The organism is Sorangium sp. So ce1153, assembly GCF_051521595.1.
Taxonomy (GTDB): Bacteria; Myxococcota_A; Polyangia; order Polyangiales; family Polyangiaceae; genus Sorangium.
In genome coordinates this window covers 6,926,303-6,943,918 of sequence record NZ_CP150361.1, presented here as the reverse complement: position 1 = coordinate 6,943,918, position 17,616 = coordinate 6,926,303, and the positions used below count along the sequence as shown (strand labels likewise).

At 73.7% G+C, this 17,616-nt stretch carries 11 protein-coding genes; 7 read left to right on the top strand and 4 right to left on the bottom strand.

Annotated elements, in window-relative coordinates:
• Positions 1-32: 32 nt before the first annotated feature.
• The 4 genes from WME85_RS24995 (at position 33) to WME85_RS24980 (ending at position 6,047) form a co-directional block, all read left to right on the top strand.
• Entirely contained in the window at positions 33-4,271 is a 4,239-nt protein-coding gene (locus tag WME85_RS24995) for a protein kinase domain-containing protein (protein ID WP_437841673.1), read from the top strand.
• Between the two features lie 161 nt (positions 4,272-4,432).
• Entirely contained in the window at positions 4,433-5,284 is an 852-nt protein-coding gene (locus tag WME85_RS24990) for a hypothetical protein (protein ID WP_437841671.1), read from the top strand.
• Positions 5,285-5,658: 374 nt separating this feature from the next.
• Positions 5,659-5,802, top strand: coding sequence for a hypothetical protein (locus WME85_RS24985; protein ID WP_437841669.1), 144 nt, complete (start codon positions 5,659-5,661; stop codon positions 5,800-5,802).
• The gene (locus WME85_RS24980; protein ID WP_437841667.1) at positions 5,799-6,047 is read left to right on the top strand and encodes a type II toxin-antitoxin system RelE family toxin; all 249 of its coding nucleotides are present in this window, start codon (positions 5,799-5,801) and stop codon (positions 6,045-6,047) included. Before WME85_RS24985 ends, WME85_RS24980 begins: the two co-directional genes overlap by 4 nt.
• A gap of 365 nt (positions 6,048-6,412) precedes the next feature.
• On the opposite strand, the gene WME85_RS24975 is transcribed toward WME85_RS24980, so the two are convergent.
• Positions 6,413-7,213, bottom strand: coding sequence for a DeoR/GlpR family DNA-binding transcription regulator (locus WME85_RS24975; protein WP_437841665.1), 801 nt, complete (start codon positions 7,211-7,213; stop codon positions 6,413-6,415).
• 62 nt (positions 7,214-7,275) lie between these two features.
• Between WME85_RS24975 and WME85_RS24970 the strand changes: the two genes are divergently transcribed.
• From WME85_RS24970 to WME85_RS24960, 3 genes are all read left to right on the top strand, one after another.
• Positions 7,276-7,422, top strand: a complete 147-nt coding sequence (locus tag WME85_RS24970; RefSeq protein WP_437841663.1) for a hypothetical protein — start codon at positions 7,276-7,278, stop codon at positions 7,420-7,422.
• On the top strand, positions 7,422-8,654 hold the full coding sequence (locus WME85_RS24965) for an MFS transporter (RefSeq protein ID WP_437842355.1): 1,233 nt from the start codon (positions 7,422-7,424) through the stop codon (positions 8,652-8,654). Before WME85_RS24970 ends, WME85_RS24965 begins: the two co-directional genes overlap by 1 nt.
• 175 nt (positions 8,655-8,829) lie before the next feature.
• On the top strand, positions 8,830-13,461 hold the full coding sequence (locus WME85_RS24960) for an AAA family ATPase (RefSeq protein ID WP_437841660.1): 4,632 nt from the start codon (positions 8,830-8,832) through the stop codon (positions 13,459-13,461).
• Positions 13,462-13,495: 34 nt separating this feature from the next.
• On the opposite strand, the gene WME85_RS24955 is transcribed toward WME85_RS24960, so the two are convergent.
• The 3 genes from WME85_RS24955 to WME85_RS24945 form a co-directional block, all read right to left on the bottom strand.
• Positions 13,496-14,482: an isopenicillin N synthase family dioxygenase gene (locus WME85_RS24955; protein ID WP_437841658.1), complete on the bottom strand. Its 987-nt coding sequence runs from the start codon at positions 14,480-14,482 to the stop codon at positions 13,496-13,498.
• Positions 14,483-14,799: 317 nt separating this feature from the next.
• Complete coding sequence (locus WME85_RS24950) at positions 14,800-15,420, bottom strand: class I SAM-dependent methyltransferase (RefSeq protein WP_437311939.1); 621 nt, start codon at positions 15,418-15,420, stop codon at positions 14,800-14,802.
• A 148-nt stretch (positions 15,421-15,568) separates the two neighbouring features.
• Positions 15,569-17,581: an ATP-binding protein gene (locus tag WME85_RS24945; protein WP_437841656.1), complete on the bottom strand. Its 2,013-nt coding sequence runs from the start codon at positions 17,579-17,581 to the stop codon at positions 15,569-15,571.
• Between the last annotated feature and the right edge of the window lie 35 nt (positions 17,582-17,616).

Below are 17,616 nucleotides of genomic sequence, written 5' to 3'. Positions count from 1 at the left end.
GATCTCCCACCGCCCCCTCCAGAGAGCCACCCGTGCCCCGCTGCCCCCTGTGCCACCGCCGGCTCCCACCGGCGGGCGTCTGTCCCCGCGACGGCGCGTCGCGGCCGTCAGCGGGAGAGCGCGCGCCCGCGCCGGGGCCGCCGCGCGTCGCGGGCTTCCGGGTGGGCGGCCTGCTCGGCCAGGGCGGCTTCTCCGCCGTGTGGGCCGCGCGGCGCGAGGCGGACGGCCTCGAGGTGGCCCTCAAGGTCGGGCGCTCCTCCGGCGGGGCGGTGCAGGCGCGGTTCCAGCGCGAGGCGGGCGCGCTCCGGCGCGTCGGTCCGCCGCACGTCCCGCGGGTCCACGGCGAGGGGCGGCTCGACGACGGCCGCCCCTGGTTCGCCATGGACCAGGTCCCGGGCGCGACGCTCGCCGAGACGCTCGCGGCGCTGCCCGGGCCGCCGGAGCCGGCCTGGGCGGCCGCGCGCGCCGCCGCGCTGCTCGACGCGCTCGCGGCGGCGCACGCGCGCGGCGTCGTCCACCGCGATCTCAAGCCGGAGAACGTGATGCTCGCGCCGCGCCGAACGACCGCGCCGACCGCAGCGGGCGACGCGCCGCCTCGCGCGCCCGCCGCGGGCCTCGTGGATGGCGCGGCGCGCGCGGTGCTGCTCGACCTCGGCCTGGCGCGGCCCGCCGGCGCGTCGCGCCAGGACGACGAGGCCGAGATCACGCGCGGGGGCACGATCGTCGGCACGCCCGAGTACATGGCCCCCGAGCAGCTCCGCGCCGGGGACGCCGTCGACGCGCGCACGGACCTCTACGCCTTCGGCGCGATCCTGTTCGAGCTGCTCACGCTGCGGCCGCCGTTCGTGGGGGACACGGGCGCGGTCGAGCACGGGCACCTCGCGCTCCGACCGCCGCGGCCGGGCGAGCTCGCGCCGGTCCCCGGCGCCCTCGAGGAGCTCGTGCTCTCGTGCCTCGCCAAGGAGCCCGACCGCCGGCCCGCGAGCGCGGCCTGGCTCCGGCGCGCGCTCGCGGAGGCGTGCCCGCTCGCCGCCGCCCCGGTCCCGGCGATGGCCGCCGCCGCCGCGCCGACAGCGGCCGCCGAGCCGACCCCCCGGTCCTCGGCGACCCTCGCGTCGGGCCCGCCCTCCAGCGCCAGCGGCCGGCTCATCGCCGAGGGGCTCCAGCCGGCGGTCGTGCTCGTCGCGGAGACAGGCGCCGCCACGCCGCTCGTGATCGCCGCGCTGGCGAGCCGCAGCGGCGTCTGCGTCCGGCAGCGCGGGCGCCGCTACGTCGCCGTCTTCTCGGCCCGCGACGCCGAGCACCCGGTCCGGCTCGCGCTCTCCGCCGCGCGCGAGCTCGTCGAGCGGCACGGCGCCCGGGCCGCGCTCCACCTCGCGGGCGTGATCATCCGCCCGCGCGACCGCGGCGCGCCGGCCGTGTACGGCGCGGCGGTGGATCGCCCGGAGACCTGGATGCCCGCGTCCCCGTGGTCCGGCGTCACCCTCACCGAGGAGCTCGAGCGCGCCTTCGCCGAGGGCGAGCCCGCCACGCCCCCGACCTCGCCCCGGGTCGCGCGGGCGGCGGAGACCGGCCCGCCGCCGCCGATGGTCGGCCGGGGCGAGGCGATCGCGGCGCTCGAGGCGAGCGCCGCCGCGGCGTTCAGCGGCGCGTGCCCGGCGCTGGTCACCGTGCTCGGCGACGCCGGCCTCGGCAAGAGCCGCGTCGCGGCCGAGGCGGCCGCCGTGGCGCGGCGCCTGCGCCCGGACGCCGAGGCGCTCGTCGTGCGGGCGGCGCAGCCGCTGCCAGGCGAGGCGAGCCGGGACACGGGGGAGATCCTGCGCTTCGCCCTCGCCGCGCCCGCCGACGCGCCGGCCGACCCGCGGGCGTTCTGCGAGGCGCGGCTCGGCCCGGAGATCGGCGCGTCGACCTTCGCGTCCGTCGCCGCGGCGCTCGGGTGGGCGCTCCCCGGTGTCGCGCGCGCCGAGCGTGCCGCGCGCGCCGCGACGCCCCACCATGTGGCGCGGGCGATCGCCGAGGGGCTGCGCCGCCGCGCGCGCCGCGCGCCCGTGGCCGTGATCGTGGACGACGCGCAGTGGGCGGACGTCACCGTGCTGGACGCGCTCGAGGTGGCGACGCTCGACGGCGCCGGGGTGGCGCTCTGGGCTGCGGTCGTCGCGCACCCGCGCTTCGAGCGTTTTCGCCCCACGTGGGGCGCCCGGACACAGCAGGCCGACCGGGTGGCGCTCGCCCCTCTGGATGAGGCCGCCGCTGCGGAGCTCGCGGCGCAGCTGCTCCTCCCGGCGGCGTACCCGCCTGCCGACGTGCTCCGGGGGCTCGCGCGCTGGGCCGGCGGCAACCCGGGTTGCCTCGCCGCGATCATCCGGTCGCTCAAGCAGGCCGGGCTCGTGCGCCGCAGCCCCGGGGGCGGCGGCTACTGCGTCGAGGCGGGGGCGCTCGAGGGCCTGCCGGTCTCCCCGGCGTGGCAGTGGCTGGCGATGCGTCAGCTCGGGGCGCTGCCGCAGGAGATCGCCGCGCTTGCCCGGCTCTGCGCCGTGCTCGGCGAGTCGTTCACGCGGGCCGAGCTCGAGTGGGTGCAGGACGCCGTCGATCGGGCCGGCGGCGCCGGCACGCCGGTGGACGCGGGCTACGGGCTCGGCGTGCTCGTCGAGCAGGGCATCATCGGGCGTGGCGCGCCGGGCGACGGCGGGGCGCACGGCGGGGCGCCGGGCGACGGCGGGGCGCCGGGCGACGGCGGGGCGCACGGCGGCGGCGCGCGCGGGGCCGTCGCCGAGCGGTGGTGGTTCCAGAGCGGGCTCTTCCGCGACGCTGTGTACGAGACGCTCGATCCCGAGCACCGCGCGCAGATCCACCGGCACGCGCTCGCTTTCTGGCGGGCGCGGGTCGAGGGCGAGCGCCCTCCCGCGCCGTCCGGGGCGCCGCGGGCAGGGCCTGCCGCGCCGTCCGGCGACCTCGCGGCGGGGCCGGGGCCCGAGGAGCTCGAGCCGCTGGCCCGGCACGCGGGCGCGTGCGGGGCGGGGGAGGAGGCGGCCGACGCGCACCTCCGGCTCGGGGATCTCGCGTCCGCGCGGCACCGGCACGTCGAGGCGGAGCGCTGCTACACCGCCGCGCTCAAGCTCGCCGGCGAGGAGGATCGCCGCCGGCGCGCGCTCGCGCTGGCCGGGCGCGGGAGGATCCGCTACCGGCTCCACCTCATCGAGGAGGCCATGGCCGATCTCTCCGCCGCGCTCGAGCTCGCCGACGGCGAGCTCCGCGCGGACATCCTGCTCGAGGAGGCCACGGCGCTCGACTGGACGGGCGCCTACGAGGCGTCGTCGGCGCGCGTCGAGCTGGCGCGGCCGCTCGTGGAGCGCGCGGGCTCGCCGCGGCTCTCGGCGCGCCTGCGTGTGGCCGAGGGGCGCACGCGCCTGCGGCGGGCCGAGGTCGCGGAGGCGATCGCGCTCCTCTCGGAGGGGGCGTCGCTCTCGGAGTCGGCCGGGGACGAGGAGAGCCGGATCATCGCGCTGGTGCTGCTGTCGACCGAGCTCGCGCACGCGGGGCGCTTCGCCGAGGCGGAGCAGCGGGCCGAGGAGGCGATCGCCCTCTGCGAGCGCGCCGAGGACCTGCCGCACCTCTGCGTCGCGATCATGAACCGCGTCGTGCTCTGGACGCTGAAGAAGGATCTCGCGCGCGCCGCCGGGGATCTCCGGCGCGCGATCGCGCTCGCGCGGGAGATCGGCAACCCGTGGCTGGAGCGCGTCGCCACGTACAACGTGGCCGAGCTCCTGTACTGGAGCGACCAGCAGGACGAGGCGCTCTCGCTCGCGCGCCGCGCGCACACGCTGGAGCAGCGGTTCGTGGATCGCCCCGTGCCGGAGTGCTCGCTGCTGCTCGCGCGCATCCTCGCGGCGAGGGGGGAGCTCGGCGAGGCGCGGCGCCTGCTGGCGTGGATCGCCGGGTCGTGCCCTCCGGAGCCGTCCGCGAAGGCGGCGCACGGGTGCTTCCTGATGCTGCGCTGCCTCCTGTCGGACGACGCCGCCGACGCCGCGCCGCGCGCGCTGCTCGGCGGCCTGGACGAGGCGGAGCTCGAGGCCGGCCCGTTCCTCTTCGCCGACGAGCTCCTTGAGGTCCTCTACTGGCGTGGCCGTGCCGCCCTGCACCTCGGCGCGACCGAGGTCGCCGCCGCGAGCCTGGGCAGGGCCAGCGGCCTGCTGGTGGATCATCCGGCCTGGCGCGCGCGGTTCGACGCGCTGGCGCGCCGGCTCGACGCGCCGCCTGGCGGAGCGGCCTGATGCTGAGCTTGCCGTGGCGCGGCGCGGCCGTTCCCTCGCGCTCCAGCGCGAAGAACAGCGCCTGCTGAGCCTGCCGTGGGCTGCGCGATCCGGCGCGGCGCGTGATTTGCCTGGTCCTGGTGCGAGGCGCACGCAGATGCGCCTGAATTGGAGGACAGGTCATGCTTCGCGTACGGGTCAATGCTGCTGGGGTGATCGGTTTCTGCTTGCTTGCGGGCGGGTGCGGGGCGGCGCCGGCCGACGAGGGTGAGTCGATGCAGGTCGCCGAGCAGGGGATCATCGTGATGAACGGCCTGGATCCCGACTTCTTCTGGAGGTCCTCGACGCAGCAGGCGCTGCGCGCGCTGTCGCGGGCGCCGCTGGAGGGGGCGTTGACCGGCGCTGGGGGCTCGGTGCTCCTCTCGAGCGAGGAGGGCAGGGAGCTCGCCGCGCGCGTGGTCGCCTGCGCCCTGCCCGAGGGGGCGACGCTGGAGGCGGGCTCCCGGCGGTCCTTCGACGGATCGATCGGGCTCGCGCCGCGGTGGGCCTCCGCGCCGCTCTCGGACGCCGCGTCGCGGCGCTGGGTGACGGCGTGCCTGCTGCAATCGCTGAACGCGCTGGACGCGCACGTCGATGTCCGCCTGACCGGCGGTCACCCGGGCCTCGCGGACGCGCCCGGCAGCGACGCGCGGGATTACTCGGTCCGTGACGCGATCATGTTCGGCGATCTCTTCGACCCGGTCCGGCCGGCCGCGTTCGCCTGCGCCGACAACGCGCTGATCGACGAGTGCGGCGTGGCGCTGAGCGTGAAGACCCTCGAGCGCATCTGCGGGCAGTCGCCCACGTGCCGGCTCACGCTCCTCGGCCATTGCGACGCGGTCTGCTCCCGGGACAGCGCGGGCGCGCCGACCTGCCGCGCGCCCGGGAGCGGCGTTTACCCGGAGTCGATCGCGTCGAGCCTGGAGCCCCATGTCGCGCTCTCCACGGGCGGCCTCCCCTGCGACGCCCTGGGGTTCATCACAGGGTTGTTGTAGTCGCCGTTCTTCCGGTGAGGAGACGCTTCAGGATGGGCCGCACTCGCCCGCCGGGAGGTACCTTGATTTCCAGCTTCTCTGCGATGCGGTCACCGCGCAGGCAGGGAACGAACGGGCCTCCTCCAGCCGGTAGAACGCGAGGTCGTCCTACGGTCCGCGCTGGCTCGCGACCGCCGAGCAGGCGATCGCCGAGCAGGAGCGGTGGGAGCGAGAGCGGCTCGGCTGGGGGCCATCATTCCGGCTCGCCGTGCGCATTTTCCATGCCGGACGTCGTCGATCCGACGAGGGTGCCGTAGTAACCTGCCGGTGTGAGCCCCCGACGAGATAGCGCCGCGTCCGCCGTGTCCCCCTCCGTTGACGAGGAGGAGGACCCCGTGATGCGCGCGTTCCGCCTTGCGCCCATCGATGACGAGCCCGAGACCGAGGAGGAGCGCGCAGCCATGGCAGCTGGCGCCGACGGTCCCTGGATCCCGCACGAAGACGTCGTCGCGATGCTTGAAGCGCGACGACCTCGATGACGATGAAGTGGAGCGTCGACTGGACGCCGACCGCGATCGACTCGCTCCAGCGCATCCCATGGCGTGACGCCGACCGCGTCGCCACTGCCGTTTATCGCCTCGCCGAGACTGGTGAGGGCGCGCTCTACGTCATGCCCGACGACTTGATCGTGACGGCGCGCCTGCGCGTCGGACCGTACCGCGTGCGGATGACGCGTGACGTCCGGGAGCACGTGCTCCGGATCTGGTGGGTGTACCGGGCGTAGATCGCGAGCGAGCGCCGCCCACGCAGGGTGCTCCCGACCACGTTTGAGCTCGAATTGCAGCGTGGGTAGTCGGAAGGCCTCAGCCCTCATCGCGCGACGGCTGAGGGAGGCGGCTTGACCTGTTGGAACGAGACGATTTTCGATCGGATTGGCGCTCTAGCTAGAGCGGTGTTCAGCCGACATTGGTACTCCGTCTTCCGTGCTCGTCCTTCGTGCGCGTGCGCGTGCGTGTGCGCGATTCCCTGGAGTCAGCGCGCACGCGCACGGGGAAGACAGACGGAAGACGGAAGACGGAAGACGAGAGACGAAGGACGAGAGACGTCTTCATCAAACCCGCGCGAAACGATCTCCAGGCAAGAGCGAGCTCAGGCCGGCTCCGTCTCGATGTCCTGCGTGACGGTGACGCCCGCCGCCCGGTAGGGCGCGAGCGCCTCCTTCGACACGCCGCGCTCCGTGAAGAGCCACGTGAGCTCGCTCAGCGGGGCGACCACGTACGGTGACGCCGTGCCGAGCTTGTCCGCGGTGGCCAGCGCGACGACCTCGGCCGAGGCCTCGACCATCGCCCGCTTCACGTACGACTCGTCGAGATCCACCGTGGTGATACCGAACGTCGGGTCGAGGGTGCACACGCCGAGGTAGCAGAGATCCGCCCGGATCTGGCGCACGGCCGCGATGGTCACGGCGTCGGCGGCGGCCAGCGGATCCTTGCGCACGCGCCCGCCGAGCAGCACCACCTCGACGCGCGGGTGCTCGGAGAGCGCGATCGCGACAGGAGGGCTGTTGGTCGCGATCGTCGCCTCGAGATCGCGCGGGAGGTGGCGCGCGACAGCCACGTTGGTCGTGCCGCTGTCGATGAACACGACCTGACCCCGCTTGATCAAGGTGGCCGCCGCCCGCGCGAGCTCCTCCTTCGCGCGCGGCTGCTGCCGCTCGCGCGCGGGGAAGCTCGGGTTCACCCGGGCGAGCGGCAGGCCGCCGCCGTGCACGCGCTGGAGGAGCCCCTCGTTCGCCATCTCGCGCAGGTCGCGCCGGATCGTGTCCTCCGAGACGCCGAAGGAGCGGCTCAGCTCGGCCGCGACCACCTTCCCTTCGCGTTCCAGCACCGCGAGAATATGCCGGCGCCGCTCGGCGACCATCAGTCCGGAGTTGTCTGCGTTGTTTTGCACGTTCGTTCCTGTTTATGCACGAATTCGCTTGCGTGGGCCGAGTTCAGCTGCAAGATTCTTCCTTGATGTTCACGATTATGCACGAAAATTCGGGGGAGCTCTCTGCCCTCCGCGCCTTCCTCTCGTTCCGTCCCGTCTTCCGGACGGCCCTCCTCGAGCGGCGCGCCGGCGCCGGCGCCTCGTCCGGGCCGGCGCGGGGGGTGCCGTGATGCACGCTCCTGCGCTCGCCTGCGACCTCGCGCCCGACGCCACGCCCGACGCGGACGCCGCGCGCGCGCGGCGCGCCGTCTCGGTCATGTTCGTGGCGAACGGCGTCGCCTTCGCATCCTGGGCCGCGCGCGTCCCCGCGGTCCGCGAGCGGCTCGCGCTGCGCGACGGCGTGCTCGGCCTGGCCCTGCTCGGCCTCGCCTGCGGCGCGATGCTGGCCTTCCGCGCCGCCGGGCCGCTCATCGTCCGCTTCGGGAGCCGGCGCGTCACCCGCGTCTCGGCCGTGCTCCTGTGCGCCGCGCTGCCCCTGCCCGCGCTCGCGCCGTCCTTCGGCGCGCTCGTCGCGGCCCTCCTGCTGCTCGGCGTCTGCAACGGCCTCATGGACGTCGCGATGAACGCCCAGTCCGTCGAGGTCGAGCGGCGCTACCGCCGGCCCATCCTCGCCTCGTTCCACGGCATGTTCAGCCTCGGCGGCCTGATCGGGGCGGGCGTCGGGGCGCTCGCGGCCGACCGGGCGCTGTCGCCCGCGGCGCACCTCGTCGCGGTCGCCGCCGTCCTCGCCGCGGCCGTCACCGCCGCGGGCGGGGCGCTCTCCGCCGACGCGCGCCCGACCCCCGCGGCCGCGGGCGCCGCCGGGCCGAGCCGCTCGACCCAGCTCGTCCTGCTCGGCCTCGTCGCGTTCTGCTCGTCCGTGGGCGAGGGCGCCATGGCCAACTGGTCGGCCGTCTACCTCCGCGACGAGCTCCACACCACCGCGGCCGTGGCGGCGACAGGCTACGCCGTGTTCTCGCTCGCGATGCTCCTCGGGCGGTTCTCCGGCGACGGGCTGACCCAGCGCTTCGGCGCCCAGCGGCTCGTGCGCGGGGCCGGGCTCCTGGTGGCCGGCGGGCTGGGCGCGGCGCTGCTCGTGAACGTCCCGCTCGCCATGATGCTGGGCTTCGGGTGCGTGGGCGCCGGCCTGTCGGTCGTGGTGCCGCTGGTCTTCCGCGCTGGCGCGAGCGCCCCCGACGTGGCGCCCGGCAAGGCGCTCGCCACGCTCGCCACCATGTCCTACGGCGGCTTCCTCGTGGGGCCGCCGGCCATCGGCCTCCTCTCCGACGGCCTCACCCTGCGCGGCGGGCTCGTCCTCGTCGTGGCCCTGGTCCTCGTGATCGTCGCCCTGGCCCCGGTGGTCGCGCGCGGCCCGGCCGCTCGCCTGCCCGCCGCCCGTCCGCACGCGATCACGGCGCGCTGACCGCGGACACCGCCGCTCGCGCCCACCCGATCACCGCACCCTCCGTCCAGCAGAACGCAATTGATGTTCAACGAGATGTGGATCGAGCTACGTTGCTGCCGCGCCGCGCTGGCGTGTCTGCAGCCGGCCAGAGGCCCTCCTCCGCTCGTGGCAGGCATCCAGAAAGGAGCCTCCGTTGGTCTTGTCGAAGGTGCACCCGCTCTCGCGCGACGCCGGCGCCCCCCAGCCCGGGGCGCCGCTCGAGATCCCCATGGACACGGAGCGCTTCCTGGGGCTTGGCGTGCGCCTCTCGCTCTCTCTCGCGGACCTTCACGACGCCGGGATCGTCCACGCGCAGCTCTCTCCCCTGAGCATCCGCGCCGAGGAAGGCGACGAGGGCGTCTGCCTCATCGCCCCTCCGGACAGCGATCAGGAGCTGGAGCAGATCGCCGCCCAGGCGCTCTCGCAGCCTGATCTCCTCCCTTACATCTCTCCGGAGATGACCGGGCGCACGAACCGGCCAGTCGATCACCGCTCCGATCTCTACTCGCTCGGCGCGATCTTCCACGAGATGCTCACCGGCGCCCCGCCGTTCAGGGCCGACGATCTGCTCGAGTGGATCCACTGCCACGTCGCCAGGCGGCCGCGCCCGCTCACCGAGGCGGCGCCGGCGGTCCCCGCGATGGTGTCGGAGATCGTCTTGAAGCTCCTCGCCAAGACCCCGGAGGAGCGGTATCAGACCGCCCGCGGGCTGGCGTACGATCTCGGGCGGTGCCTCGACGCGGTGAGCCGCGATCGCCCGATCGACCCGTTCCAGCTCGGCGCCAGGGACATCGGCGAGCGGCTCCAGATCCCGCGGAAGATCTACGGCCGTGACGGCGAGGTCGCGGCGCTGCTCCAGCGCTTCGAGCAGACGGCATCGACCGGGACTCCGGCGCTCGCGCTGGTGACGGGGAGCTCCGGGATCGGGAAGTCCTCGCTGGTCAAGGAGCTCGAGCGCCCCGCCCTCCAGGCCCGCGGCGCGTTCGTCGCGGGGAAGTTCGAGCAGTACAAGCGGAGCATCCCCTACGCCACGCTCGCCCAGCAGCTCGGCGGGCTCGTCCGGCGGCTGCTGACGGAGAGCGAGGCGCGGCTCGACGCCTGGCGCAAGCTCATGCAGGAGGCGCTCGGCAGCCACGGTCAGCTCATCATCGACGTCATCCCGCAGGTCGAGCTCATCATCGGCAAGCAACCCCCCGTCGAGCCTTTGCCGGTCGGCGTGGGGCAGAACCGCTTCATCAGGACGTTTCAGCAGTTCATCAGCGTGCTGGCGAGGCGCGAGCACCCCCTCGTGCTGTTCCTGGACGACCTGCAGTGGGCGGACACCGGCAGCATCAGGCTGCTCCAGCAGTTGCTCACGCACCCGCACACGCGCTACCTCCTCGTCGTCGGCGCTTACCGCGACGGCGAGGTCGGCCGCTCCCACCCCCTCGCCGCGGCGCTCGACGAGATCGTGGCCGCGGGCGTGGAGATCCACCCGCTCCCGCTCGGGCCGCTCTCGCGCGAGGACACGCGGGCGCTGGTGGCCGACGCGCTCCGCTGCGACGCGCAGCGGTCCGCTCCGCTCGCCGACAGGGTGCACGACAAGACCGGCGGCAACCCGTTCTTCGCGACGCAGCTGCTCTCCTCGCTGCAGAACGACGGCCTCCTGCGCCTCGACCGCGAGGCGGGCGCGTGGCGATGGGACCTCCGCGAGATCGATCAGCGCGGGCTCGCCGACGACTCGGCCGACCTCTTGCTCGGGAAGCTCAAGCGGCTGCCCGGCGAGGTCCAGGCGGCGCTGAAGCTCGGCGCGTGCCTCGGCGCCGAGCTCGACATCGACGCCCTGGCGCTGGCCGCCGACACGCCCCCGGGCGAGGTCCGCGAGCGCCTCCGGGAGGCCGCGAGAGAGGGGTTCGTCGCGCTCGGGGCGAGCACCTGCCGGTTCCTGCACGACCGCGTGCGCGAGGTCGCCTACTCGCTCCTCCAGGAGAGCGAGCGCCCGGCGGTCCACCTCGAGATCGGGCGGCGCCTCGCCGCGGCCGGCAGGGCGCAGCGCGACGTGTTCGACGTCGTGGGCCACCTGAACCTCGGCGCGCCCCTGATCCGCTCCCGGGATGAGCGCGAGCGCGTCGCCCGCCTGAACCTCGAGGCAGGGCGGAAGGCGAAGGCCTCCGCCGCGCACAGGTCGGCCTCCGACTACCTGGCGGCCGGCATCGCGATGCTCGCCGACGACGCCTGGGCGACGCAGCACGAGCTGGCGTACGCGCTCCACTTCGAGCGCGCCGAGTGCGAGCAGCAGAACGGCGACCTCGACGAGGCGGAGCGGCTCTCGGACGTGCTGCTCGAGCACGCGACGACGCTGCTCCACAAGGCGCCCGTCCATCGCCTGAAGATCGAGATCCGCACGAGCCGGTTCAGCCCCGACACGATGCCGTGCATCCTCGAGACCCTGAACGTGCTGGGCATCGACGTGCCCGCCCGCCCCGAGGACGCGGCCGTCTCTGCCGCCTTCGAGCAGATCTGGCGCGCGCTCGGCGACAGGCCCGTCGAGGCGCTGCTCGAGCTGCCGCCGATGACCGACCCGGAGCGGCAGGCCACGATGAGCACGCTCGCCGTGACCTACGTCGCGTCCTGGTTCATGGACCCGAACGTCGCTCACCTGACGACCGCCTGGATGGTCCTGCTCAGCATCGCGCACGGCAACGCCGACGCCTCGGCGCTGGCGTACTGCGCGTCGGGCATGGCGCTCGCGCAGCGGTTCGGCGATTACCGGGGCGCCCACCGCTTCAGCAAGCTCGGCCATGAGCTCGCCGAGCGGCGCGGCTCGGCGTACTGGCGGGGCGTCGCGGGCAACATCTTCGGGGGCATGGTCTCGCCCTGGACGCAGAGCGCCCGCAAGAGCCTCGAGGTCCTGCGCGGCGCGCTCGACGCGAGCGCCGAGTCCGGGAACCTGATCTTCATGGCCTTCAACAGCCTGCAGGTCGTCGCGTGGTCGCTCCTCCGGGGAGAGCCCCTGGAGGACGTCTACCGCACGAACGAGGCGCGGATCGAGGCGGCGCGGATCTCGAGGTTCGTCATGGTCGAGCACTGCCTCGTGGCCATCCGGCGCTTCATCGAGGTCCTGCGGGGCCGCGCGGAGACGCCCTCGACCTGGGACGGCGCCGCCTTCGATCAGGCGGAGTTCGAGGCGAAGCTCGCCGACGGGCGCTCGCCGCTCGCGGCCCTCTGGTACCACGTGCTGCGGCTCGCCGCGCACTTCCTCCTCGGCGACCTCGACGGGGCGTCCCGGTCCGCCGCGGCGGCGAAGGAGCTCGAGTGGGCGGAGGATCTCCAGCCGACCGGCCCCGATCACCACTTCTACGCGGCCCTGACCGTCGCGGCGGCGTGCTCCGGCGGCGACGGCGAGCAGGCGCGCAGGGAGCAGCGCGAGGCGCTGGCGGGCCACGAGGAGAGGCTCCGGCGGTTCGCGGAGAACTGCCCGGAGAACTTCGCCCAGAAGCACGCGCTCGTGCTCGCCGAGATCGCGCGGATCGAGGGCCGCGATCTCGAGGCCATGCGGCTCTACGACCGCGCCATCTGCTCGGCCAGGGACAGCGGGTTCGCGCAGGACGAGGGCGTCTGCTCCGAGGTCGCCGCGCGGTTCTACCTCGATCGCGGCATGACCGCCGCGTTCGGCGCGCACCTCAAGGGGGCGCGGGACTGCTACGCGCGCTGGGGAGCGGCCCTGCTCGTGAGCCGGCTCGAGGAGCGCTACCCGGATCTGCTGGGGCAGAGCGTGCCCATCTCGATCCTGCCGGCCTCCGAGAGCCGCAGCCGGCTCATCGACGCCGTGGTCGTCGTGAGGGCGCTCCAGTCGATCTCGGGCGAGATCGTCCTCGACCGGCTCCTCACGAACCTCCTCCGGGTGGTCGTCGAGCACGCGGCGGCCCAGCGCTGCAGGTTCCTGCTCGTCCAGGAGGACCGGATCACGCTGGTCGCGCGCACCGAGGGAGAGCAAGGCACGGTCGAGATCGAGGAGCTCGAGGAGGGCGAGGCGCTGCCGGCCTCCGCGCTCCCGATGTCCCTTATCGCCTATGTCAGGCGCGCGCGAGAGCACGTGATCCTGGACGACGCGTCCGCCGACAGCACCTATTCCTCGGACGAGTACTTCGCGCGCCGGCAGGCGAGATCCGTGCTCTGCATGCCCATCATGAGGTCCACGTCGCTCGTCGGCGTCCTCTACCTGGAGAACGACCTCGCGAAGGGGGCCTTCACGGCGGACCGGCTCGCGATCCTCGATCTGCTGGCGAAGCAGGCGGCCATCTCGGTCGAGAACGCGATGCTCTATGACGGGCTCCAGCGCGAGAACGCCGAGCGCAAGCGGGCCGAGGAGGCGCTGCGCCAGCAGCTCGAGCTCGTCGGGCGGCAGCAGGAGGCGATACGGCTCCTGTCGACGCCGATCATCGAGGTGTGGGACGGCGTGCTGACGATGCCGGTGTTCGGGATCGTGGACAGCCAGCGTGCGGCGCAGATGATGGATGCGCTGCTGGAGGCCGTCGTGCGCCGCGGCTGCCGGTACGCGATCCTCGATCTCACCGGGGTCGAGGTGGTCGACTCGATGACGGCCAGCCATGTCATCCAGATCGTCCGCGCCGTTCAGCTGCTCGGCGCGCAGAGCTTCGTGGTCGGGCTGAGGTCCGATGTCGCCCACACGATCGTGTCGCTCGGCATCGATCTCCGCGGCATCCGGACCCTCGGCAACCTGCGGCAGGCGCTCGTGGCGTGCATGAGGGACGGCGCGCAGAAGGCGCAGCCGCGCCCGGTGTGATCGCCGCCGGAGCGCGGGCGCCGCGGCAGGCGGGTCAGCTCGACGTGACGGTCCCGGCCTTCGTGAGCTTCATGATGAAGTGCTCGCCCGACGTGGTGCGCGCGTACCGGGGGGGCCGGTCGGCGCTGCAGCAGGCCGGGATCGGCACGATCTCCGCGTCGTAGTTGGGCTGGTGGAAGAAGACGAGGGATTGCCGGCGCGTGCCCGTCGCGTCCGGCGGCGGCGCGGCGACCCGGTGGAGCGTCGAGCGCCAGGTGTCGTTGGTCCACTGCTCCATGAGATCCCCGAGGTTCACCACGAAGGCGCTGGGAGGCGCCGTGACGGCCTCCCACTCGTCGCCGCCGCGGTGCACCTCCAGCCCGCCGGGCGCGTCCTGCATGCTGACCAGCGTGAGGCTGCCGTAGTCCGTGTGCGCGCCCGCGCGGAGCTGGCCCGGGAGGGGTGCCCTCGTGAGCTCCGGGTAGTTGAGCGCGCGCAGGGCGCTGACGCTCTTGTCGATCTTGTCGTCGAAGAAGTGGAGCGGCAGACCGAGCGCCGCCGCGAAGATGCGCATCAGGCGGACCGAGACGCCGTCGAGCGCGCGGTAGAGCGCCGGCCACAGCTCACGGAGCGCCGCCACCTCGGCCGGCCACACGTTGGACTGGAACCACATCCGGCCCTGCGGCGACGTGAAATACGGGTCGTCCGACGTGTCGATGCGCCCGATGGTGAACGACTCCTTCAGATCGACAGGCGCCTCGTCGTCGCGAGAGTACGAGAGCCCCTCCGACCCGATGCCCCGGTAGCCGAGGAACGTCCCCGGCGCGGGCTCGTACCTGCGCTTCGTCTCGAGCTCCAGATCGAAGAACGCCCGAGCCGCCGCGTGACCGCTGTCGATGAGCTGCTGCGGAACCCCGTGCCCGACGACCACGAGGAAGCCGAGATCGCGGCAAGCCCGCTCAACGGCCTGCGCCACCTGGCGCCTGTCCCCCTCGCCGCCGTCAAAGGGACCGATGTCGATGACAGGGATTCTTGTGTTCATCGCGCCTCCGTGTCGTTCGAGTGGCGCGTACGGAAACTACATGGTGCGCCTCGGGGGCAGATCCAGGCACCTTGTACCGTGTAGTTGGTCCCAGGTCGTCGTGAGCTGGCACCCTGCTTCCTTACGCATCTGACACGTTATCAGCGCGGGCAAGCGAGCGCGACAGTTGCTGGCGGCCGCCGTCAAGCGCCGTAATCTCCAGCGGTTTGACCGGACCTGCGGTGGCGAGGGAAGGGCATTCAGGTGCCTTGTTGGAAGTCAAGCGCATTGCGGAGCTCGGCGCCGCCTGCAGCGTCACTGGACCGCGGGGAGGGGGCTCAGCGCTTGCGCCACACCGTCGCGAGCCAGGGCTGCTGTGCGCGGGGCAGGCCTGCCGGCCGGTAGTAATGGTCGACCTCCTCGAACCCCGCCGCGGTCAGGTGCTCTCGCCACCGCTCGAGCGACCAGTAGCAGCCGTAGCGATCGCCCGACCACCCCTCGCGGTCGTCGCCGCGCGGGTTGGACGTGAAGAGGACGCCGCGCGGGCGGAGCGCGGCGTGGAGCTCGCGGAGCACGCGCGGCAGCTCGCCGCTCGGCACGTGGAACAGCGACGCGTTGGCGAAGATCCCGTCGAAGCGCTCGGCCCCGAGATCGAGGCGCAGGAAGTCCTGGTGGAGCACCTCGCAGCCCGCGTGCCGCCGCGCCATCTCGACGAACCGCGCGGACCCGTCGAGCCCTACCGGCGTGTGCCCCGCGGCGCGGAACGCCGCGAGGTCGCGCCCCGGGCCGCAGCCGAGATCGAGGATCGTGAACGGGCCCGCCCCCTCCAGCGCCGCGAGCAGCGCGGCGCGGTTCTGGGAGACGTCGTGATCCCGGGTGCCCTCCCAGAACGACAGCGCGTGATCGTCGTAGTGAGCCAGGGTCCTGGCGGTGAGCCGAGCTGTGTCGTCGTCGCGCATGGCGGCAGTGTGGGCCGGATGCGCCCCGGCGGAAAGGAGCTCATGCACTTGGAGGAGCGCCCATGAAGCTCCTCAAGCCTTCTGTCTTGCTGGACGTCACCCTGCGTCGATGTTCCGGAGACCTCGAGGGCGAGGCCGCCCCGCCGCCTCACGGCGCAAGAGGGCGCGCCCGGGCAGGCATGGAGGGCAAGCGCACGGCGAGGTCCCTCACGACATCGGCGAGATCCGCCGCGCTGATCGGCTTCGCGAGGTATGCCTGGAAGCCGGCCGCGAGCGCCCGCTGGCGGTCCTCGCTCCGCGCGTAGGCCGTGACCGCGACCGCCGGAATGCCTCCGCCCGCGTCCGGCGGGAGCGCCCGCACCTTGCGCATCAGGGAGAAGCCGTCCTCGAAGGGCATCCCGAGGTCCGAGACGAGGATGTCGGGACAGAACTCCACGAGCGCGCGGAGCGCCTCCTCGGCCGAGCGCGCCACCCGCGGCTCGACGCCGAGCTCCCGGAGCATCGCGCCGGCGACCTCGCCGGCGTCGGCCTCGTCGTCGACAACGAGGACGCGGAGCCCGTCGAGCGGCCTCTCCAGCGCTCCTGGCGACGCGCGCGCGACGTCGGCACCGCCTTCGCCGTCGCGCAGGCCGTGGCGCTCCAGCTGCGCCGGGCCGGCGACCGGCAGCGCGACCTCGAACGTCGCGCCCTTTCCCTCGCCCTCGCTGCGGGCCGAGACGCTCCCGCCGTGCAGCTCGACCAGGTGGCGCACGATGGCGAGCCCGAGCCCGAGCCCGCCGTGGCGGCGCGTCGTGGAGCTGTCGGCCTGGCTGAAACGATCGAAGACGAACGGCAGGAATTCGGGGCGGATGCCTTGCCCGGTGTCGCTGACCTCGACGCGGAGATCCGCGCCCCGCTGCGCGATCGAGACGCCGACGACCCCGCCTGCCGGCGTGAACTTGATGGCGTTGGAGACGAGGTTCCAGCACACCTGCTGGAGGCGCGTGGCGTCGCCGACGACCCGGGCGCCGCCCGCGGCGACGGCGAGCTCGAGCGCCACCCCCTTGGCGTCGGCCGCGGGGCGCAGCGACTCGACCGCGGCCCCGATGACCGCGTCGAGGTCGACGAGCTGGCGCTCGAGCCGCACCTTCCCTGTGATGATCCGGGACACGTCGAGGATATCCTCGATGAGCCGCGCCTGACACCGGGCGTTGCGCTCGATGGCCGCGAGCCCGCGCGCGCGCTGCTCGGCCGCCTCGGCCGCGGCGCTCCTCGCCTGGAGGAGGTGCGACCAGCCGAGGATCGCGTTGAGCGGAGTCCGCAGCTCGTGGGAGACCGTCGCCAGGAACTCGTCCTTCAGCCGATTGGCCTCCTCGGCCTGGGCGCGCGCGCGGCGCTCGCTCGCGAAGAGCGCCGCGCGCTCCTCGTCCGCCCGCTTGCGCCCCGTGATGTCGCTGAAGTGGACGGCGATCCCGTCATGGAGCTTCACGATCATGATCCGGAACCAGCGGCGGCGATCCGCCTCCCCCCAGGGCAGCTCGACGTCGACGGGCTCGCCCGTCTCGACCACGCGCGCGCACCGCTCGAAGACCTCGTGCTTGGTGCTGTCGCCCGGCAGCGTCTGGAGAAGACCCTTCCCCAGCAGGCCCTCCGACGCGCGCTCGAGCATCCTGGCCGCGGCCGGGTTCACGTAATCCCACCGGAAGTCCACGATCCTCCCCGGCGCGTCGCGGACGGCCCAGAGCGTCACGAACCCGTCGAGCGAGTGGTCCTGCGCGATCCGGAGCCGCTCCGCGCTGCGCACGGCGAGCCGCCTGGCCCGGTGCAGATGCTCGGCCATGAGCGAGCACATCAAGGAGGAGGCGATGAATGTGCCGAGCTGGACCGTGCTGTGGAGGGGGGGAGGCGCGAACGAGCGATGGGGCGTGAAGTAGAAATACCAGACAAAGGCCGAGCAAGCCGCGGTCACGACGAGGCCGCCGTCGAGGCCCCCGAACCAGGCGCCCGCCACCACCGCTGGAAAATAGAGGATGAAGGGCGCCTCGTCCCCCAGCAGCCAGTGAAAGGAGAGCTTCAGCGCGATCGCGCAGCCCGCGATGAGCAGGGCGCCGCCGTAACGCACTGGAGCGGAGCGCTTGCTGGTGGTCACGCTCGCGAGGCGCAGGCGGGAGGCCACGGACATGCGTGGTGCTTAGTCCTGCCATGGCCCTGGGTCGA

Bases quoted from the DNA above. Each gene is read 5' to 3' on its own strand.
- WME85_RS24990 (WP_437841671.1), top strand. From the start codon at position 4,433: ATGCTTCGCGTACGGGTCAATGCTGCTGGGGTGATCGGTTTCTGCTTG.
- WME85_RS24980 (WP_437841667.1), top strand. From the start codon at position 5,799: ATGACGATGAAGTGGAGCGTCGACTGGACGCCGACCGCGATCGACTCG.
- WME85_RS24965 (WP_437842355.1), top strand. From the start codon at position 7,422: ATGCACGCTCCTGCGCTCGCCTGCGACCTCGCGCCCGACGCCACGCCC.
- WME85_RS24955 (WP_437841658.1), bottom strand. From the start codon at position 14,482: ATGAACACAAGAATCCCTGTCATCGACATCGGTCCCTTTGACGGCGGC.
- WME85_RS24950 (WP_437311939.1), bottom strand. From the start codon at position 15,420: ATGCGCGACGACGACACAGCTCGGCTCACCGCCAGGACCCTGGCTCAC.
- WME85_RS24945 (WP_437841656.1), bottom strand. From the start codon at position 17,581: ATGTCCGTGGCCTCCCGCCTGCGCCTCGCGAGCGTGACCACCAGCAAG.